The 19792-nt window shown below is 48.6% G+C and carries 17 protein-coding genes and 1 pseudogene; 15 read left to right on the forward strand and 3 right to left on the reverse strand.

Annotation, left to right across the window (positions count from 1 at the left end; all coding sequences use genetic code 11):
* Window positions 1-10: 10 nt before the first annotated feature.
* Together I2H87_RS00750 and I2H87_RS00755 are read right to left on the reverse strand one after the other, a co-directional pair.
* Window positions 11-2113 carry an ABC transporter permease gene (locus tag I2H87_RS00750; protein WP_195609090.1) on the reverse strand — a complete coding sequence of 701 codons (2103 nt, stop codon included), beginning with the start codon at window positions 2111-2113 and terminating at the stop codon, window positions 11-13.
* On the reverse strand, window positions 2110-2856 hold the full coding sequence (locus I2H87_RS00755; protein ID WP_009267368.1) for an ABC transporter ATP-binding protein: 747 nt from the start codon (window positions 2854-2856) through the stop codon (window positions 2110-2112). The genes I2H87_RS00750 and I2H87_RS00755 overlap by 4 nt, the downstream gene beginning before the upstream one ends.
* 170 nt (window positions 2857-3026) lie before the next feature.
* Between I2H87_RS00755 and I2H87_RS00760 the strand changes: the two genes are divergently transcribed.
* From I2H87_RS00760 to I2H87_RS00795, 9 genes and pseudogenes are all read left to right on the forward strand, one after another.
* The gene (locus I2H87_RS00760; protein WP_009267367.1) at window positions 3027-3755 is read left to right on the forward strand and encodes a LytR/AlgR family response regulator transcription factor; all 729 of its coding nucleotides are present in this window, start codon (window positions 3027-3029) and stop codon (window positions 3753-3755) included.
* 57 nt (window positions 3756-3812) lie between these two features.
* Window positions 3813-5132 carry a sensor histidine kinase gene (locus I2H87_RS00765; RefSeq protein WP_195609091.1) on the forward strand — a complete coding sequence of 440 codons (1320 nt, stop codon included), beginning with the start codon at window positions 3813-3815 and terminating at the stop codon, window positions 5130-5132.
* 132 nt (window positions 5133-5264) lie between these two features.
* A complete protein-coding gene (locus I2H87_RS00770; RefSeq protein ID WP_009267365.1) occupies window positions 5265-6110 on the forward strand; it encodes an HAD family hydrolase in 846 nt (281 codons plus the stop codon).
* Between the two features lie 18 nt (window positions 6111-6128).
* Window positions 6129-7898 (forward strand): glycoside hydrolase family 3 protein, encoded by a 1770-nt coding sequence (locus I2H87_RS00775; protein WP_195609092.1) that lies wholly within the window; start codon window positions 6129-6131, stop codon window positions 7896-7898.
* A 136-nt stretch (window positions 7899-8034) separates the two neighbouring features.
* Window positions 8035-9570 carry a beta-glucuronidase gene (locus I2H87_RS00780; RefSeq protein ID WP_195609093.1) on the forward strand — a complete coding sequence of 512 codons (1536 nt, stop codon included), beginning with the start codon at window positions 8035-8037 and terminating at the stop codon, window positions 9568-9570.
* 797 nt (window positions 9571-10367) lie between these two features.
* Window positions 10368-10898 (forward strand): annotated as a pseudogene (locus I2H87_RS14050) (reverse transcriptase family protein); the annotation flags it as partial.
* Between the two features lie 318 nt (window positions 10899-11216).
* The gene (locus I2H87_RS14055) at window positions 11217-11402 is read left to right on the forward strand and encodes a ferredoxin (RefSeq protein ID WP_227183019.1); all 186 of its coding nucleotides are present in this window, start codon (window positions 11217-11219) and stop codon (window positions 11400-11402) included.
* 79 nt (window positions 11403-11481) lie between these two features.
* Window positions 11482-11946 carry a hypothetical protein gene (locus tag I2H87_RS00790; RefSeq protein WP_009267361.1) on the forward strand — a complete coding sequence of 155 codons (465 nt, stop codon included), beginning with the start codon at window positions 11482-11484 and terminating at the stop codon, window positions 11944-11946.
* A 246-nt stretch (window positions 11947-12192) separates the two neighbouring features.
* Window positions 12193-12372, forward strand: a complete 180-nt coding sequence (locus tag I2H87_RS00795; protein ID WP_009267360.1) for a hypothetical protein — start codon at window positions 12193-12195, stop codon at window positions 12370-12372.
* A gap of 23 nt (window positions 12373-12395) precedes the next feature.
* Here the strand turns inward: I2H87_RS00795 and I2H87_RS00800 are convergent, their stop codons facing one another.
* Entirely contained in the window at window positions 12396-13271 is an 876-nt protein-coding gene (locus I2H87_RS00800; RefSeq protein WP_195609095.1) for a LysR family transcriptional regulator, read from the reverse strand.
* Window positions 13272-13438: 167 nt separating this feature from the next.
* Here I2H87_RS00800 and I2H87_RS00805 point away from each other — a divergent pair, with 167 nt between their 5' ends.
* From I2H87_RS00805 to I2H87_RS00830, 6 genes are all read left to right on the forward strand, one after another.
* Window positions 13439-14344 carry an NAD(P)/FAD-dependent oxidoreductase gene (locus I2H87_RS00805; protein WP_195609215.1) on the forward strand — a complete coding sequence of 302 codons (906 nt, stop codon included), beginning with the start codon at window positions 13439-13441 and terminating at the stop codon, window positions 14342-14344.
* A gap of 93 nt (window positions 14345-14437) precedes the next feature.
* Window positions 14438-15469, forward strand: coding sequence for a YeiH family protein (locus I2H87_RS00810; RefSeq protein ID WP_195609096.1), 1032 nt, complete (start codon window positions 14438-14440; stop codon window positions 15467-15469).
* Window positions 15470-15640: 171 nt separating this feature from the next.
* Window positions 15641-16831, forward strand: coding sequence for a phosphopentomutase (locus tag I2H87_RS00815; protein ID WP_195609097.1), 1191 nt, complete (start codon window positions 15641-15643; stop codon window positions 16829-16831).
* A 71-nt stretch (window positions 16832-16902) separates the two neighbouring features.
* Window positions 16903-17625, forward strand: a complete 723-nt coding sequence (locus I2H87_RS00820; protein WP_022151580.1) for a DUF5058 family protein — start codon at window positions 16903-16905, stop codon at window positions 17623-17625.
* Between the two features lie 12 nt (window positions 17626-17637).
* Entirely contained in the window at window positions 17638-18297 is a 660-nt protein-coding gene (locus I2H87_RS00825; RefSeq protein ID WP_009267354.1) for a membrane protein, read from the forward strand.
* 28 nt (window positions 18298-18325) lie between these two features.
* Window positions 18326-19765: a M20 family peptidase gene (locus tag I2H87_RS00830; RefSeq protein WP_009267353.1), complete on the forward strand. Its 1440-nt coding sequence runs from the start codon at window positions 18326-18328 to the stop codon at window positions 19763-19765.
* Window positions 19766-19792: the final 27 nt, after the last annotated feature.

Genomic DNA, 19792 nt, shown 5'->3' on the forward strand with positions numbered 1-19792 from the left:
CTTTTAAATTTTAATGGATGTTCAGTTCTTCTTTCACTTTTCTGACCGTCAGGCGATACACCGTGTAGATCACGAGCGATACGATCAGCAGAGAGCCGGCGCAGGCGAACAGCCCGATGATCTCGCTGTATGTGAGCGCTCCGTCGTTTCCGAACATGATCAGGGAATAGAGCAAAAACATCAGAGAGATGCCGATGATCGACGGAGTCCGGAATACCTTTTTGCATTGGCTTTTTACTTCGCGGGTCAGAAATGCCGAGGAAGCGCCAAGCTTTTTCAGATCGTCAAACAGGTAGCGGTTGTTTAACGCGATCGTCTGGCAGCGGGTGTAACCGATGACCATCGCCGCGAGGATACAGATGATCGCGATGAAAAGGAACATCATCAGATAAACGGCGTAAGTCCTCATATAGTCGTTCTGATCCAGAATGCGGATCTTCGGCATGTATGTCCAGTACATCCGGAAATCGGAGGAATCCGGATCGTCAAAAGAAACCTGCGCCATCTCATCGGTGTCGCCCCAGTAGGTTTCGCCTCGCTGTTCACAGGCATATTTTTCTACCGGATCGTAGTAGATCGGCAGTTCGCAGTCCTCTGTGAACGACCCCATAAATGCAAGGAATAATTCATAGGCGAAATCATAGGAATCTTCTCCGTTGATGTTGAATGCGAACATATTTCCGCGGTACTCGTCGGAAATCCCCTCTTTTATTGCCGCATAGTCGGCGTCATCCAGCACATAATATCCTCGCTGGTCAACGAGCAGACCGTAGTGGATAAAACCGTCGAACTTCGTATCACAGGTTGACATTGTGGAAAGATTGGTCAACAGTTCACTTTCCAGCTTCATAAAATAAGTTCCGGTCTCTTCGTCGTTGGAGATTCCTTTGTAAGTTCCCGGTTTTACATCCACATCCATACCGGTCAGTTCGGAGAAACTGCTCTCGGACAGGAACTTTCCGCCTTGCAGAAGCGGCGTATATTCGTAGTGGTAAGATCTTCCGTCCTCAAACATTTCCTGACCGTCCATCGCAAGATAAAGATATTCGCCGCTGCTCCAGTCTTTGAGATCCAGATCGTATTGCCCGGCAAGTTCTTCGACCGCTGTCTGCGTCGGTACGTTCTGATCGGCGCGGTATTGGAACAAATAGTCGAACGGGCGGTTTTTTGTATCAAGAAGCTGACTGGATCCCATCATCGGCAGGAAAAACAGTCCGAAACAGCCGCCGGCGATCAAGACGGTGCTGACCAGAAGATTGTTGACGGTCTGGCGTCCCTGAAATTTCATCATGCTTCGGGAGATCAGCGTTTTGTAAGGGGTCTTTTTATTTTGTACCCAACCGTGTACAACGGTGTGCAGGATGATCATGTAAAGTCCGACAAAGACCGGTGCATAGAGAACGTTGATCCATATCGGCGGGAACGCGCTGAACAAATGCTGATAAACGGCAGAAGCATTGTATCCTGCAACGGCGCCGATCAGGAGGACGATGATACCGACGGGACCGCACCATCTGCCCAGTTCGCGGACCGGTTCGTTCTTATGTTCTTCCCGGATCGTATCCATGATGTTTGTCCGTTTCAGATAACGGAATGCCGTGATACAGGAGAAGAGTACAACGATCAGGAAAAACGGGATCGAGACGAACAGGCAGCGGAAATCGAGGACGAGATCCATCTGCGCGCTGTCCACGATCAGCATACGGAACAGGCTCCATAAGATCCAGACAAACGGGAAGCCCGTCAGGAGTCCGGCAAGTGCGGAGACCGTGCTTAGCGTAAAGACTTCACGGAACAAGCCCGGAGCCAGCCTGCGTCGGGAAGCGCCGAGCGCCATCAGCGTTCCGATCTGGCGGGATTTCTTGCGGAAGAACAGGCTTGCCGCATAGACGGTAAAAACGGTGCATCCGAATAAGGCGAGTACGAAGATCGCGATCATCTGTTTCCGGCTGTCGCCGCCCTCCGGGAGCACGGTCAGGACCGTCGGCGAAAAGATCATGGCAGAATATGCCGAGATCAGCATCAGGGAAATGAAATTGCAGAACAGGTAAAGCGCTGCCTGCTTCCGGTCTGCCCTCTGTAATTTTTGTTCTAATTTCTGCATTGTCATCATGATTCGTCACCACTCATTTCTTTGATCGTTTCCAGGAGCTGATCGTGAAATTCGCTCCGTTTTCCATGTTTTACAAGTTGACGGAAAATCTGTCCGTCTTTTAATAAGATCACCCGGTCGCAGAACGAAGCGGAAAAGCTGTCGTGTGTGACCATGAAGATCGTCGCGTCCATCTGTGATTTTGCATTTTCAAATGCTTCGATCACGGTGCGGCTTGATTTGCTGTCCAGGTTTCCGGTCGGTTCGTCGGCAAGGATCATCAGCGGCTGGTTGATTAGGCTTCGCGCGACTGCGGTTCTCTGCCGCTCGCCGCCGGAGACGTCCGCCGGATATTTGTTCCGGATGTGGTCGATGCCGAAAAGCTCCAGCAGACGGTCGGCAAGCTGTTCGCCCTCTTTTCCGACCGTGCCGTGGATGATGCGCGGGACGAGAATATTCTCCCGGATCGTCAGTCCGTCGAGCAGCATGAAATCCTGAAAGACAAAACCGAGTTTTTCATTGCGGATCTTGGAAAGCTCATCGTCGTTCAAGTTGGCAAGTGTCTGTCCGCCGAGTTTGATATTTCCTTTTTCAAATGGAATGTAGCAGGAAATACAATTTAAAAGTGTGCTCTTTCCGGACCCGGACGGTCCCATCACAGCGACAAATTCGCCTTTTGCTACCTGAAAGCTGACGCCTTTTAATACCGGATATGTCTTGCTGCCGGTCTGATAAGATTTGTGCAGATTATTTACATATAACATTACATTCACCTCGTTTGGATTCTTTTTTCTTGTTGAGGTGATCATAACAAAAAAACGGAAGAAAAAAATCCGGGCTGTAAAGTTTGGCGGCGCTGTTGTAACGTTTGACATGGTTCTGCGGACGTTGTAAAATTTAGCACATATAATGTAATATTTGGGAGGAAGACGGGATGCTTAGGATAGCGATGTGTGATGACGAGACAGAGGCGAGAGAAGCGCTCTATTTACTTTTGGATCAGGAACTTCACGAGGAGAGTGAACAGATCGTGTACGAATTTTCGACGGGAACGGCTGCGGCGAACTGGCTTCAAAAGCATCCCGGCGAGATCGACCTTCTGTTTCTGGATGTGGAAATGGACGGAATGAACGGGATGGAGACCGCGAAAAAGATCCGTACGTTTGATCAAAACCTGCTGATCGTATTTGTGACCGGATTTGCGGATTATGTATTCGACGGGTACAGCGTCGGCGCGATGGATTATCTGATGAAGCCGGTGTGCAAGGAAAAACTGCAGGCGCTCCTTACGCGGGTGCGGGAGAAGCTCGGGCAGGAGGAAGCGGAAGAATTTATCGTGAAAAATACCGATGGAACGTACCGTTTTCTAAAGAAAGAGATCCGGTGGTTTTACAGCGACAAAAGGAAAGTGATGCTTGTGACAGACCGGGGCGAGTATGGATTTTACGCCAAATTAGACGAAGTGGAAAAGCAGCTTAAGGACGGAGGAGAAGCGGGGCAGTTTGTGCGGATCCATCAGCGGTATCTGGTGAATACAAAATGGGTAGATCAGATCGGAAGCGCTTCGGTACAGATCGGCGGGGAAGAACTGCCGATCAGCCGCGCTTATAAAGAAGCGGCAGTCAAAAAGCTGGCGGAAGCGATGCTTGGCGGAATGCGCTGATACCGCGAAACGATAACCGATCGGGGGAAGGAATGGAAAAGACTTGGAGGGAACGGGATGGATTTTATACAATTTTGGGTACGCTTGTTCTGGATGATACTGGCGATGTTTTTGAATTTAAAAGCACTGGAACGGTATGTGACGTTCCGGAAAGCATGGTGGGCAAAACCGCTTGCGTTTCTGGCATACTGGGGCGTTGCGGGCACGATCATTTTTGTGGGAGACTGGGGAAATCTGCCCTATTCCATTGCGGCTTTTTTTATCGGGATGCTTCTGGCAGGCGGTGACGGCGTTTTAAAAACCGTGACGGTCTGCGTGATGTTTTCCAGTCTGACGTTTGCGTACAATGCCTGGATCGACAGTTTTTTCGGAGCGGTGCTTGAGGAATTGCCGTTTGATTTCTATGCACCGAGCCGGCTGTTTTTCGCAGCGGTATTGTTTCTTGTCACAAAATATTTCGCACCGGAAAAAGACTACGAGCTTTCCCCGGCGCTGTGGAAATTACTGTTGGAAGTGTCGCTGATCCCGCTAGGGATCGTTGTCGTGGTTGTGCTGGGATCGCCGGTCGATACGAATCGGATCCCGAATCCGACGATGTATGTGATCCTGCTTTTCCTTGCGATGGCAGCATTTTTAGGACTGCTTGGAATGGTGTCTGCGCTGGCACGTCAGCGGAAACTGGAACAGCAGAGTATGTTTGCGGAGATGAATCAGGCATACTACGAGGCGATGGAACAACAGCATTTCGAGATCCGGAGACTCCGGCACGACATGGCGAATCATCTGCAGGCGCTTGCGGGACTTTCGGACGGACAGCGGGATGCCTATATCCGGGAAATGCTCGAGGGCAATGCGATGGCGCATACATTGAATTACTGCGGAGACGCGACGGTCAATGCGGTTTTGACATCCAAAGAAGCGATGATGCGTCAAAAAGGGATATGCCCGGACTGGAAACTGGATATACCGGACACATTGCCGTATCAGAAAGCGGATGTCTGCGCATTATTTGCAAATGCTCTGGACAACGCGGCAGAGGCATGCGAAGCATACCGAAAAAATGTGAAATATCCGGACGGGAAATGTGCGGATGGAGAATGTGCGGACGGAAAACTGACGGTGACGCTGGATGCCAGATTCCGAAAAGGAATGCTTGTAGTTTCGGTAAAAAATCCGATGGAAGAAACGGAAAGTTCTAAGGGGATCTTTCAGCCGGGGATGCTTCCGAAGACGACGAAGCAGGATAAGAAAAATCACGGTCTGGGACTTCGCAGTATCCGCGAGATCGTGGAGAGGTATCATGGGACGATGGAGATCCGGACGGGGGAGAGACAGTTCGAGTTGTTTTTCTATCTGATGGGCGAAAGCGTTTCCTAAAAAAAATACCAATTATCAAAGAAATTGTTCTAACGAATTTATCGGATTTTCCGTTAAGATGAAAGAGAAATCGGGTATACTGGACAGTAGGGAAGAAGATGCCCGCAGGAAAGAAAAAGGAGGGAGTAGAACGTGGAAAATCTGGAACAGTTTACAAGAAAAAAAGATTTTCTGATCTGTGTGGATTCCGATGGGTGTGCGATGGACACGATGGATATCAAGCATTTCCGATGCTTTGGTCCGTGTCTGGTGGAAGAGTGGAATCTGAAAGATTGGGAGACACCGATCCTCGCCAGATGGAACGAGATGAATCTGTATACGATGACCCGCGGGATCAACCGTTTTAAGGGACTTGTGAAGATGCTCAGAGAGGTACATGAGACGTATACGGAGATCGAGGAGATCGAGATCCTGGAAGACTGGGTGGAAAAAAGTGACGAGCTTTCCAACGCAGCACTGCAGCGTGCGATCGGGAAAAGCGGAAGTACGATCCTGAAAAAAGCGCTTTCCTGGTCGGAGAGTGTGAATGCGAAGATCAACGAGCTTTCTTTTGAAGATAAAAAACCGTTTGAGGGAGTAAAAGAGGGGCTGGCATTTGCACATGAGTATGCGGATGTGGCGATCGTGTCCTCCGCGAATCTGCAGGCGGTTCTGGAAGAATGGGAAAGGTACGGTCTGCTGGATCATGTGGATATCGTGCTGGCGCAGGACACCGGAAGTAAGGCGTTCTGCATTCAGGAACTGGCGAAAAAAGGGTATGAGAAAGTAAAGATCCTGATGACCGGAGACGCGCTGGGAGATTACGAGGCAGCGAAGAAAAACGACGTATTTTACTTCCCGATCTGTGTGCGCCATGAAAAAGATTCCTGGGAAGAGTTTAAAGAGACCGCGGTCGGCAGACTTTTGGACGGCACATACGGCGGCGCTTATCAAGAGAAAAAGATCGAAGAATTTAAAGCGAACTTAGAGAAAAAATAGAAAAGGGGTAATCAAGATATGGTAGATTTGAAAGCAAATCCGTATTATCTGTCGGATGAGGACTGCAAATGGGTGGAGGAAACGATCGCATCCATGACGCCGGAAGAGAAAGTCGGACAGCTTTTCTTCCAGCTGACTTCTTCACAGGAAGAAGAGTATCTGAAAGAATTGATGGAGAAATATCATCTGGGAGGATGCCGTTACAATCCGATGCCGGGAAAGAAAGTGCAGGAGCAGAACCGTATTTTGCAGAAATATGCGAAAGTTCCGGTATTTATCGCATGTAATACCGAAGCAGGCGGAGACGGAGCCTGCGCGGACGGAACGCCGATCGGAGCGGGCGTGAAGATCGCGGCGACGGACAACGAGGATTATGCGTATGCGCTCGGAAAAATGTCCAACGCAGAGGCGGCAGCGATCGGCTGTAACATGGCGTTTGCGCCGGTCTGTGATATCGCATATAACTGGCAGAATACCGAGATCATCACGAGAGCGTTCGGAAATGATCCAAAGCGTGTTGCGAAGATGAGCGCGGCTTATTTGAACGGCGCTCATGAGAACGAGGGATTTGCCTGTGCGGCAAAACATTTCCCGGGGAACGGACAGGATTTCCGAGACGCGCATCTTTCCAACAATGTGAACTATTTTGATGTGGACGAGTGGGACGCGACTTACGGAATGGTATATAAGACGTTGATCGACAACGGTCTGGACGCGATCATGGGCGGACATATCATGATGCCGAAGTATGCGAAAGCGATCAACCCGGAGCTGAAAGACGAGGATATGATGCCGGCGACACTTTCCCCGGAGATCATGACGACGCTGCTTCGCGACCGTCTCGGATTTAACGGAATGGTCGTGACGGACGCTTCTCATATGGTAGGGATGACGGACCGGATGAAACGTGCGGAAATGCTACCGCTTTCGATCAATGCCGGATGTGATATGTTCCTGTTCTTCAACGATCCGGACGAAGATTTCGAGACGATGCTGAACGCATACAAAGACGGCGTGATCAGCGAGGAGAGAATGACAGAGGCGCTGACAAGAATCCTCGGACTGAAAGCGCACATGGGACTGAACAAGAAAGCAAAAGAAGAGATCGTTCCTGCGCCGGAGAATGTGGATGAGGTACTCGGAAGCGAAGAATTTAAAGAGATGCACAAGGAGATCTGCCGGGATTCCCTGACACTTGTAAAATACAAAGACAAAGACGTGCTTCCGGTCGTTCCCGAGCGTTATAAGAGAATCATGATCGTCCATGTAAAAGCCGCAGAGAGCGGAATGGGCGCTCTGATGAAAATGATGGGAATGGGCGGCGGAAAAAATCCGGCAGAAAGACTGAAAGAGACGCTCTGTGAAAAAGGATTTGACGCATTTGTCTATGAGAGTCCGCTGGATCAGATGAAGAAACAGATCGAGGCAGGAGAGAAGCCAAGCATCAATCTGTATTTTGCAGGAAAAAATGCGATCGCAGATTTCGTGAAAGACATGGATCTTGTGATCACACTGTGTGATGTTCCGAGCGGAAGACCGAGCTTCGGACTTTCCAAGGGCGGCGGAGAGATCCCGTGGTATGTATTTGAAGTGCCGGTTGTCGTCGTAGGATGCGGACAGCCGACGATGCTTGCGGATATTCCGCAGGCACGGACGTATATCAACACATATGATTCAAAAGACACGACATTTGACGCGCTCGTAGACGCATTGATGCGCGGAGAAGACGCATTTAAAGGAAACGACCCGATCGACAGCTTCTGCGGTTTGTTTGACGCGCGTCTGTAAACTGTATTTGAGAAAATGTGCTTGAAAGAGTTGAAAGATGTGCGTGCGCCAAAAGAAGAAAAAGCAGGGGCGCGCACATTTTAAAAAGATAAAAAGCATGGGAAAGGCATGCGGAAAGAGAAAAGGAGATAAGAACATGGGTGAATTTGTAAAACTGGATCCGGACGGATTAAAAGCGCTTCGCGAGATCAATCCGATGATGATGTCCTACAATGTGGAGTTTGCGGAAGTAACAGGAGGAACATTCTGGAAAGCTTACACACCGGAACAGGTAGCAGGAACGGAAGAATTTTATGTGGAGCCGACAACAGAGGGGATTGCGGCAATGTATAAAGATCTGATGCAGATCTACGCTCCGATCGATCTGTACAATGAAAAACTGCGCAGTCTGGCAAAAGAACTGGGACCGGTATGGGTTCGTGTTTCCGGAACATGGGCGACAAAGACTTATTATGATTTTGACGGAAAAATGAACGGACAGGTTCCGGAGGGATATCTGAACGTGCTGACAAAAGAGCAGTGGATCGGTGTGCTTGATTTTGTAAAAGAGATCGGCGCGAAATTGATCGTATCTGTTGCAAACTGTCCGGGGCTTCATACGGCAGAAGAGCCGTGGAACCCATCTGAGGCAGAGAAACTCTTCTCACTGAGTAAAGAATACGGCGTGCCGATCGATGCGGCGGAGTTTGCAAACGAGCCGAATATGATGGAAGAAACCGGATTCCCGAAAGGATATACGCCGGCACATTATCGCAGAGATCAGGATTTGTTCTTTAAGTGGCTTCGTGAAAATTATCCGGAATGTTTGTGCGTAGGACCAAGTACAACAGGTGGAGACAATATCAAATTTGGAAAAGGTGATTCGGAAGATGCTGGAGTAGGCGGAATCGAGCAGCTTGCGGCAGAAACCTGTAACTGTTCAGATCTTTTGGACGGAACAACAGAGCCATTGGATGTATTCAGCTACCATTACTATAATGGAGTATCCGAGCGTCTTGCATCCGTAATGCCGAATGCACACTGGTCCGCAGAAGAAGCAAACTCCGAAGCTTATCTGGAAACAGCGCTGAATTTCGCTCATACATATGTACCGCTTCGAGATAAATATGTTCCGGGCGGAGAAATGTGGGTGACAGAATCCGGAGATGCAGGCGGCGGCGGAGACACCTGGGCGTCTACTTACCTTGATGTATTCCGCACGCTAAATGAGCTGGGTGGATTTGCTACGGTTACAAACGGTGTGATCTTCCACAATACATTGGCTTCTTCCGACTATGGATTTTTAGCAAGAGAAGTTTTCGATCCGCGCCCGAACTATTTCGCAGTACTTCTGTGGAACCGTCTGATGGGAACGACTGTTTTTGATACAAAAGAAGAAATCAGAGAAGGCGCACATGTCTTCGCACATTCCCGCAAAGACGGAAAAGACGGCGTTGTATATCTTGTGATCAACAACTCATTTACAGAGACAACAACCGTGGAACTTCCGAAAAACGCAGTGCGTTATACACTGGCAGGTGAAAACGGAAATATGCGCGCAACGGTTATGACTCTGAACGGAAGACCGCTCGTACTGGGCGAGGGCAACGCACTTCCGTCACTGGAGGGAGCAGAGCAGGCAGCAGGAGAAGTGGAACTTGCTCCGGGAACCTGTACATTCTTTGTAATGTAATTTATGACAACAGTTCAGTCATAGGGCTGAACGAGAGAGAAAATCATGCTTGCATGATTTTTCGAGCAGGATGACCTATGAGTTGAGCGCCCGCTTATGAGTAAAACGGCGGCGAGAGCCGCAAGAAGCACGGAGTGCGGTTTTACGAATGGCGCGGACTGAACTGTTGACAATTTCTACGCTTATAATTTATGTATATAAGACTGTCAAAATCACGGCGGCTGTGCTATGATGAAATGACAGGGACAATAGCATATCCATTGATTTTTGCGGCGGCTCTGTAAGGAGCCGCCGTAAGTATTTTGTGGGCGGGCGGCGAGACGCCGCCCGGAACTTCTAACCGAATGCAGGAAACTGACGCCGTTTCCGAGGCACTACTGCACACTGCGTGTGCTGGATCGGCTTGCGCCTATGGTGCATCGGAACCGGCTTACAGAATCTCCTTATTGTATTGTCCCTGTGATAAGATGATTTCACGAGGAAGTGTTATTGGAAAAACTTTTGAAATATTTTTTATACCCAAAGCGAACACTTTCAATACTGGTTTAAAAGTGTTCGCTTTGGGTATAAAATGGTTTTGAAACAGCCAGGAGGCAATCGGAAAGTGCTGTTCTCAAGGCAAGTGTGGAGGTGTGCGTTTGGCAGGGCAGGATTTTTGGAAATATTGTACAACGGAAGAAATCGGGAGAACCCTGCGCACGTTTGATCTTCTCAAGGGACTGGATGTGCCGGAGGAAGCATATCTTCCGTGTCTGTATACAGTAAGTAATCAGATCGAGACGCATTATCATCCGGTGGTGATTTCGAAGAAAAGCGGCGGCAGGAGAAAATTACTCGTGCCGGATGCGCTTCTTAGGACGATCCAACGGAATCTTCTGCATCATGTGTTGGAAGAATTTCAGATTTCGGAATTCGCCTGTGCATATAAAAAAGGAACCTCGATCGTGGATAATGCACGTCCGCATGTCGGAGCAAAGTTGGTATTAAAACTGGATATTCAGGATTTTTTCGATCAGATCACATGGATTCTGGTCTATCAAAATGCATTTCCGGGAACACATTTTCCTCCGGCGATCCGGAAAATGCTGACAGAGTTCTGTTGTGTGAGAGACCGGCTTCCGCAGGGTGCGCCGACTTCCCCGACCGTGTCCAATCTGGTCATGCGCCCGTTTGATGTGCATATGGGGGAATGGTGCAGAGAACGGGAGATACGATATACAAGATACTGTGATGATCTGACTTTCTCCGGAGCGTTTGCGCCGGAAGAAGTGATCCGAAAAGTCAGAGGATTTCTGCAAGTATATGGATTTGAACTGAATCGAAAGAAGACGCGCGTGCTTGGCAGAGGGAACGCGCAGAGTGTGACCGGGATCGTTGTCAACGAAAAAGCGCAGGTGAGCCGCGCGTATCGGAGAAAACTGCGGCAGGAAGTGTATTTGTTCGACCGTTACGGAATAAAAACGGAGGAAGGACCGAAGAATGACGAAAAAGAGCGGATGCGTCTGCTTGGCAAGATGCGGTATGTGCTTTCGGTAAATCCGGAAGATGTGTGGTTTGGAAACATGTATAAAAAATGGAAAGTCGGGGCAGACTCTCGGAAGAGAACAGAGGAAATGCAAAGCATTTCCGAAGAAGGAGGAGTTGCAATGAAAGCAAGAGTGAACGAAGGCTGTATTTCCTGCGGAGCCTGTGTGGCAACCTGCCCGGAGGTGTTCCGATTTGATGAGAATGACCTCGCCGTTGCTTATGCCGATGTGACAGACGAGACGGAAGCACAGGCAAAAGAAGCCAGAGATGGCTGTCCGGTGGATGTGATCGATCTGGAAGCGTAGGGGATTTTCAAACTGGGTTTTGCCGTCCGGGAAGAGGGAAGCGATGGCAGAATCCGGTTTGATTTGAGGAGGTTTTGTGATGAGTGAGCAAAAAGGACGGGAAACTGCGAGAGACAACGATTTATTTTTTACATGCAGTTTGATCGATTATATTGCGAGGAAAACAAAGAATAAAAGAGCAGACGTTGTAAACACATTGGGGGTAGAGCGGATCAGAAAAATTTATGATCTGGCGGACGTATATCACTGTGATAGTATAGAACGTGTCAGTGATGATTTCATTTGCGAGTCTGGAATGAAAGACGGCACATTTGACAACGTGAAAATGTGTGGATATGCGATACCATCTCATTGGGATATTGGGAAAGTGTATAAACGGCTGATAAAAAGTGTATCCGAATATGAAAAGATCGATGTGATCGATGCGCTGATGAAGATTTATAATTCTTTTATCAGTGAAAAAATCGATGATTATAACAGTAGTATGTATTATGAAAATCCGTCATATTTGCTGGAATGTTATCTGGAAAACAAGGTTCTTTGATGAGGCGTTGGGGGCGGGCGCGGAAATTTATAGGTTGAAAGCAGGGAGAATATGACTTTAGAGAATAAACTTAATTTATAGAATATCGCTTGTATTTATGGCATAAGAGAGGGGTATCGGTTAATGAATCGACGACCTCTTTTCTTTTTGCTGTCATATATTAAACTAATTATAAAATTACTAAGTTTAGAATTAGTAATTTATAAATTAGTAAATTAAAATTAGAGACAGAGAGGGAGTCAAAGCATGCTATGGCAATTGTGGGAAGAATTTACTCCGGAAGAGCAGGCAGTATCTGTATCGTTCGGAAATCTACCGGACGCTTCCGTTCTTATTTGGAAAGCTAGGGAGATTGTGGGGAACCAATCCGAAAGAGAAACGAGAGGAAGCAGCACAGCAGTACGGGATTCGGATCGTGGCGTTTGAGGAAATGGTATAAAAAGGTGATTTCATTTCAATTCTTCAAAAATCTCCTCATATTCTTTTGAAAAAATACTATTTTTATTCCAAAGAAATGTGAAATCATGTTTTACCATAAAATCGGAAAGCGGAATCTGCCGCAGCACACCGGATCGGATCTCTTCTTCCACTGCGGCTTTATAAAGAAATGCAATGCCGCAGTCGTGGCGCAGGAGAGAAACGATCGTATGGATATTTTCCACTTCAATAATATGGGCAAAATCCCGGATCGACATATTTTTCAGCGCCAGTGTTTTTGCGAGGACGGCGCGGGTACCGGAGCCGGGTTCGCGCACGAGGAGCCGTTCGCTTGTCAGATCGGAAAGTGTGCGAACCGACTTTGTAAAATGATGGTTGCCGGAAGCGACGGCAATATATTCTTCGGTACGATATACCCGGGTTTCATACATTTCCTTCTGAAAATATCCCTCCACGATCGCGAAATCGATCGTTCCCTCATGGAGAGCGGAAAGCAGGGTTTGCGTATTTCCATAGCGGATATGAAAATCCGTATCCGGATGCAGCTTCACAAATTTTGAAAGTGCAGGAACGATGGCATATTCGCCGATCGTCATTGTGACGCCGAAGGTCAGAACTTTTTTGGCGGAAAGACTTTCTTTCATCCGTTCTTCGATCGTTGTCTCATCATTTCTCATAGTCTCAAGCGCTGAACGCAGGATTTCTCCTGCCGGGGTCAGCGTCAGCTTTTTATTTTCCCTCAGAAATAAAGGTGCATGATAACGGTTTTCCAAATATTTGATATGTTGGGAAACCGCCGGCTGGGTAAGGTTCAGCGCATCTGCCGCGTGTGTGAAATTCATATATTTGCAGACGGCAAGAAACGTTTCGGCACGAAAATCTAACATAGTGGTCACCTCCGGTTTGTTTTGGTTTTATCATAACAAATATTTATGATTCTATCAATTATTATAATTTTACAAAATGATAAACCTGGATTATAGTAAAGAAGAACAAGAGAAAATGAATGATAGGAAGCGTAAGCGGAAGTCAGATCAGGCAGGAGGAGAAGAATATGTATGATATCGTAATTATCGGGGCAGGTCCGGCAGGAGTCAGCGCGGCAGTTTATGCGGCGAGCAGAGGGAAAAATACACTTGTGATCGAGAAAAACAGAGTGGGCGGTTTGATCGGAAAGGTATCGACTGTGACGCATTATGCGGCGGTCATGGAAGCGGAAACCGGAGAGACATTTGCCGCACGGCTGAACCGCCAATTGGAGAATACCGGTGTGGATATCATGTATGCGGAAGTGAAAGGGGTAGAACTACAAGGGGAGATCAAACTCATTTATACCGACTGTGGGCTGGTGCAGGGGAAGAAAGTGATCCTTGCAAATGGAACGTCGCCGCGCCGTCTCGGTATTCCGGGAGAAACGGAATTGACAGGAAAAGGAATGGCGATGAATGCGGCACGGGATAAAGATGCATATCAGGGACGCCATGTTTATGTGGTGGGCGGCGCTGACGGTGCGGTGAAAGAAGCATTGTATCTGGCAAAATACGCTTCTAAAGTGACGATCATACATTTTGAAGAAAAATTAGGCTGTATTGCGGAATTTCAGGAGAAAGTCAGCCGGATGCCTAACATAGAACTTCGGCTGAGATCGAGACTCCATGCAGTTTACGGAGTGGATCAAGTGGAATCACTGGAGATTTCGGATGAAAAGACAGGCGCGATCGAAATGATCGAGGATCCAGGATGCGGCATTTTTGTTTATGCAGGAACAGTTCCAAATACAGAACTGTATCAGGCGCTGGAATTGCAGGATGGATTTATACCGGCGGACGAACATATGGAAACGAAAATCAGGGGTGTCTATGCGGCGGGAGACATCCGGGTGAAAGAAGTACGTCAGGTGGCGACCGCGGTCGCGGACGGAACAATCGCTGCAGTCCATGCGGCACAGCAGATAAAATAGCAGATAAAGCAACAGATAAAACAGTGATGAAAATCAGCAGATCGATCGGTAAAACAATCAGTAAATCGATCAGAGGATAAAAGGAGAATGAGGATGAAGTTTATCAAGGAAAATTGGAAAGGTATTTTATTATGTATCGGGCTGGCTGTGCCGGCTAGTTTGCTGGGCGGTCAGTTTCCGGTCATCGGAGGACCTGTGTTTGCGATCCTCGCGGGAATGATCCTGGCGCCGCTAGTGAAACGATATGAACCGTTTGGAGCCGGAATCAAATTTACGTCTAAAAAGATTTTGCAGTATGCGGTTGTGCTCTTGGGATTCGGGATGAATCTGGAAGTCGTGATGCAGACCGGAAAGCAGTCTCTTCCTATTATAATCTGTACGATCACAACTTCACTTGTGATCGCCTACATTTTGCATCGGGCATTGGATATTCCGGGAAACATATCCACACTGGTCGGTGTGGGATCTTCGATCTGCGGCGGTTCGGCAATTGCGGCAACCGCTCCGGTCATCGATGCGGATGAAGAAGAAGTGGCGCAGGCAATCTCAGTGATCTTTCTGTTTAATATTCTGGCGGCATTGACGTTTCCGGCGCTGGGAGCGGCGATCGGATTTTCTACGACTTCGGGAGAGGCGTTCGGGATTTTTGCGGGAACAGCGGTGAACGATACGTCGTCCGTGACCGCCGCTGCGTCGACATGGGACAGTATTTACCATCTTGGAACACAGACGTTGGACAAGGCGGTGACGGTAAAACTGACAAGAACGCTGGCGATCATCCCGATCACACTTGTATTGGCAGTTCGGAGGGCGAGAAAAGCGGAGTCGGAAAACGGCGGGAAGATATCGCTGCGTCAGGTCTTTCCGTTCTTCATCCTGTTTTTTATCGGAGCAAGCGTGATCACAACGGTGGCAGTGGCTGCAGGCGTTCCGGCAGAAGTATTTCTTCCGATGAAAGATCTGTCCAAGTTCTTTATCGTGATGGCGATGGGAGCGATCGGTCTTCAGACAGATGTAGTAAAACTGATCAAAAGCGGTGCGAAACCAATTTTGATGGGATTGTCCTGCTGGATCGGGATTACATTGGTGTCGTTGGGACTGCAGCATGTTATGAATATCTGGTAAATGATTTTTTGAGGGGATCAAGAGATTCGATGATCGTATAAAGAGGCACACGGAATTGACGTGTGTCTTTTTCTTTTTTTGACTCTTGCGTGAGACAAGGAAAGGGGGGTATAATGCAGAAAGAGACGCAAAAACAGAGGCGAAAAGAGACAGAAAAAGAGAGGAGCCGGAATGAAAAAATATAAGAGAATATTTACGATCGTGATAGATTCTTTGGGCGCAGGAGCATTGCCGGACGCGGCTGAATACGGAGATGAGGGCGCGGATACACTGGGACATATTTCCGAGAACATGGAAGAATTTCATATACCGAATCTGCAGAAGCTGGGAATCGCCAATCTTCATCCGCTGAAACAGGTGGAGCCGATGGTGAGACCGCTTGGTTATTACGCGAATCTGCGAGAGGCGAGTACCGGAAAAGATACGATGACCGGACATTGGGAGATGATGGGGCTTCATATCACAAAGCCGTTCAAGACATTTTCCGAGCACGGATTTCCGCCGGAACTGATCGAGGAATTGTCAAGGAGAACCGGACATGTGATCATCGGAAATAAGAGCGCAAGCGGGACAGAGATCTTAGACGAACTTGCGGAGGAGGAGATCGCAACGGGACATATGATCGTCTATACATCGGCGGATTCTGTGCTGCAGATCTGTGGAAATGAGGAGACGTTCGGACTTGACGAGTTATATCGATGCTGTGAGATCGCGCGGGAGATCACGCTGAAAGATGAATGGAAAGTCGGACGGGTGATCGCGCGTCCGTATGTGGGACGAAAAAAAGGTGAGTTCAAACGTACGAGCAACCGGCATGACTATGCGCTGAAACCGTATGGAAGAACTGCGTTGAATGCGCTGAAAGACGCGGGATATGATGTGATCTCCGTGGGAAAGATTTTTGATATCTTTGATGGGGAGGGCTTGACCGAGTCTAACAAATCCAAGAGTTCTGTGCATGGAATGGAGCAGACGATCGAGATCGCGGATCGGGAGTTTACCGGACTTTGTTTTACAAATCTGGTAGATTTTGACGCACTGTGGGGACATCGCCGGAATGTGGCAGGTTATGCTCATGAATTGGAGAAATTCGATGAAAAGCTAGGCATTCTGATGGAAAAACTGCGGGAAGACGATCTTCTGATCATCACAGCGGATCATGGCAATGACCCGACCCATATGGGAACCGATCACACGAGAGAGCAAGTGCCGTTTTTGCTGTATTCTCCGTCGATGAAAGAATCCGGAAAACTGGAAGACGGAGAGACGTTTGCGAGAGTTGGAGCGACGATCGCGGACAATTTTGAGGTGGAAATGCCGGAGGGGACGATCGGAACATCTGTATTGGAAAATCTGCGGTAAGGACGGCGTCCGTGTACATGGCGCTTACATTATATAAATACAAATGAGGGTAAAAATAGGAGAAGAGGGGCATGAAGTTTCATCCAAATGCATCTATATTGTTTATTTTGGCGGGGGCGATCATCGTGTTTGTGATCGCACAGTCATTGTTTTTCCTGATCCGCGCGTACCGGCGCGGAAAAGAGCTGGGGATCGATACGGCGCAGATGCGCCGCACAATGGTCTCCACGGCGATCTTTACGATCGCGCCGGCGGTTTCGATCCTGTTGGGCGTGATCACATTATCGAAGTTTCTTGGGCTGCCGCTTCCGTGGCTGCGTCTGAGCGTCATCGGCGCGATCACCTATGAGCTTCCGGCGGCGACGTCCACGGCGAATGCGCTTGGGATCTCCCTTTCGGAGACAATTACCGATCCGCAGGTGTACACGGCGATCGCGTGGGTTATGACACTGGGGATCTTTCCGGGACTGTTGTGGGTTCCGCTGTTTATCAAGAAGATCCAGGGCGGTCTGATGAAGATCAAGAATAAGGACGGTAAGTGGGGCGACATCCTGATGACGGCGATGTTCCTCGGTATGATCTCCGCATTTTTAGGAATGGTGTTCTCTGATATCCGTTCCGGTCTGAAAGGATGGATCCCGATCTTTGTTTTATTGTTCTCCGCATTGTTGATGGGAATCTGCGGTATTTTGATCAAGAAATGCAACATGAAGTGGCTGGAAAATTATGCATTGCCGATCAGTATGCTTGGAGCGATGGTATTTGCGGTAGTGATCACACCGATGATCGGATAGGAGGCGAGGACAATGAAGAAAAGAAGCTATGAGGAAATGACACATATATATGGAAGAATCTGGATCTTAAGCGCGCTTGGCATGATCTTTTCTTACCCGATCATCACCTGTATCTATTATGGGGCATGGCCGGGATGGAAACCGGTTCTTCAAGGACTTCTCGGGGTGGCGCCGATCTTCTGGACGGTGGGTCTGATCGAAGTACTGACGTTTGTACCGATGCTTGGAACGGCAAGCTCTTATCTGGCGTTTGTCACCGGCAACCTGACGAACTTAAAAGTTCCGGCGGCGCTGACTGCGATGGAAAATGCAGGAACGAAACCGGGAACGGATGAGGGCGAAGTGATCTCGACGATCGCGGTGGCGACATCTTCGATCGTGACGACTGCGGTGATCGCACTTGGCGTGGCGCTTCTCGTGCCGCTGACTCCGCTTTTGGAAAATCCGGCGATCAAACCGGCATTCGACAATATACTGCCGGCGCTGTTCGGCGGACTTGCGGTTGTCTATGTGAGCAAAAATTGGAAGATTGCGATTGCGCCGCTTGTATTTATGGTCGTATTATTTTTACTTGTACCGTCACTGTCCGGTTCTGTCGGCGTGCTTGTTCCGGTAGGAGCATTGATCGCGATCGGCTCTGCGCGTGTACTTTATAAAAAAGGAAAATTATAAAATGTGACAGAAAGGAAGTTGGGATAGTATGACAACAGTTTTTATGATCATAGGGGCGGCAGTGCTGATCTTTCTGGCGGTACTTTTGATCCGCGCGGCGATGTTTACGCCGAAGCCGGAACGGGAACGTTCTCAGGAAACCGTCGAATTAAATGAAGAGAAGATCGTGAAAGATATGCAGGAGATGATCCGGTGTAAGACGATTTCTTACAATGATGATTCTCTGATCGACAAAAGGGAGTTTTTAAAGTTCAGAGAATTGCTTCCGGAGATGTATCCGAAAATCCATGAGACGTGTGAACGCACCTTTCATGGTGTGAACGGGATTCTGTATTGCTGGAGAGGAAAACACGAGGGAGATCCGATCGTGCTGATGTCTCATTACGATGTTGTTCCGGTGGAAGAAAGCCAGTGGGAGAAACCGGCATTTGACGGGATCGTGGAAGACGGCGTGCTTTGGGGAAGAGGAACGCTGGACACGAAAGGAACGCTGTGCGGAATCATGGAAGCGGCAGAGAAACTGATCTCGGAGGGCTTCGTACCGGAGCATGATATTTACTTTGCATTTTCCGGTCAGGAAGAAGTCAACGGCGAGAGCTGTCCGGCGATCGTGGACTGGTTTGAAGAAAAAGGGATCCATCCGGCAATGGTCGTCGACGAGGGCGGAGCCGTTGTGGACAATGTATTCCCGGGCGTGGATCGGGAATGCGCGCTGATCGGTATTGCGGAAAAAGGTCTGACCAATATTGAATTTCACGCAAAGAGCGGCGGCGGACATGCGTCGATGCCTCCGGTACATACGATCGTGGGAGAACTGGCGCAGGCTGTGACCGATGTGGAGAAGCATCCGTTCCCAAGACAGATGACAAAACCGGTGCGGGAGATGCTGGACACATTGGGGCGGCACTCGACATTCCTGTATAAGATCTTGTTTGCAAATCTCTGGTGTTTTGAGGGCTTGTTCGATAAAGTCTGCAAAAAAGCGGGCGGAGAACTGAACGCGATGCTCCGTACAACCTGTGCGGTCACAAAAATGGAGGGCGGAAAGGCATTCAACGTGATCCCGCCGAAAGCTTCCGTCGGAATGAACCTGCGGCTGATCGGAAATGATACCGTAGAATCGGCGCGGGATTATCTGGAAAAAGTGATCCACAATCCGAAGATCGAAGTATCTGTATATGAGGGAAGAAATCCGTCCATCGAATCAGACACATCCTGCCCGGAGTGGGAGACACTCTGTCAGGCGGTTGCGGACACATGGAAAGAAGCGCTTGTCTCGCCGTATCTGATGATGGCGTGCAGCGATTCGTGGCATTACTGCCGGATCACGGATCGGGTATATAAATTTTCCGCGATGAAGCTCTCCAAGGAAGAGCGCGGTATGATCCACGGAAACAACGAACGTGTTCCGGTCAGTACATTGGTGAAAACGGTGGAATTTTATGTACGTCTGATGAAAAAATGCTGATGGAAAAATATCGGTAGAAAAATAGCG

This window comes from Mediterraneibacter glycyrrhizinilyticus, assembly GCF_015560805.1.
Taxonomy (GTDB): domain Bacteria; phylum Bacillota; class Clostridia; order Lachnospirales; family Lachnospiraceae; genus Schaedlerella; species Schaedlerella glycyrrhizinilytica_A.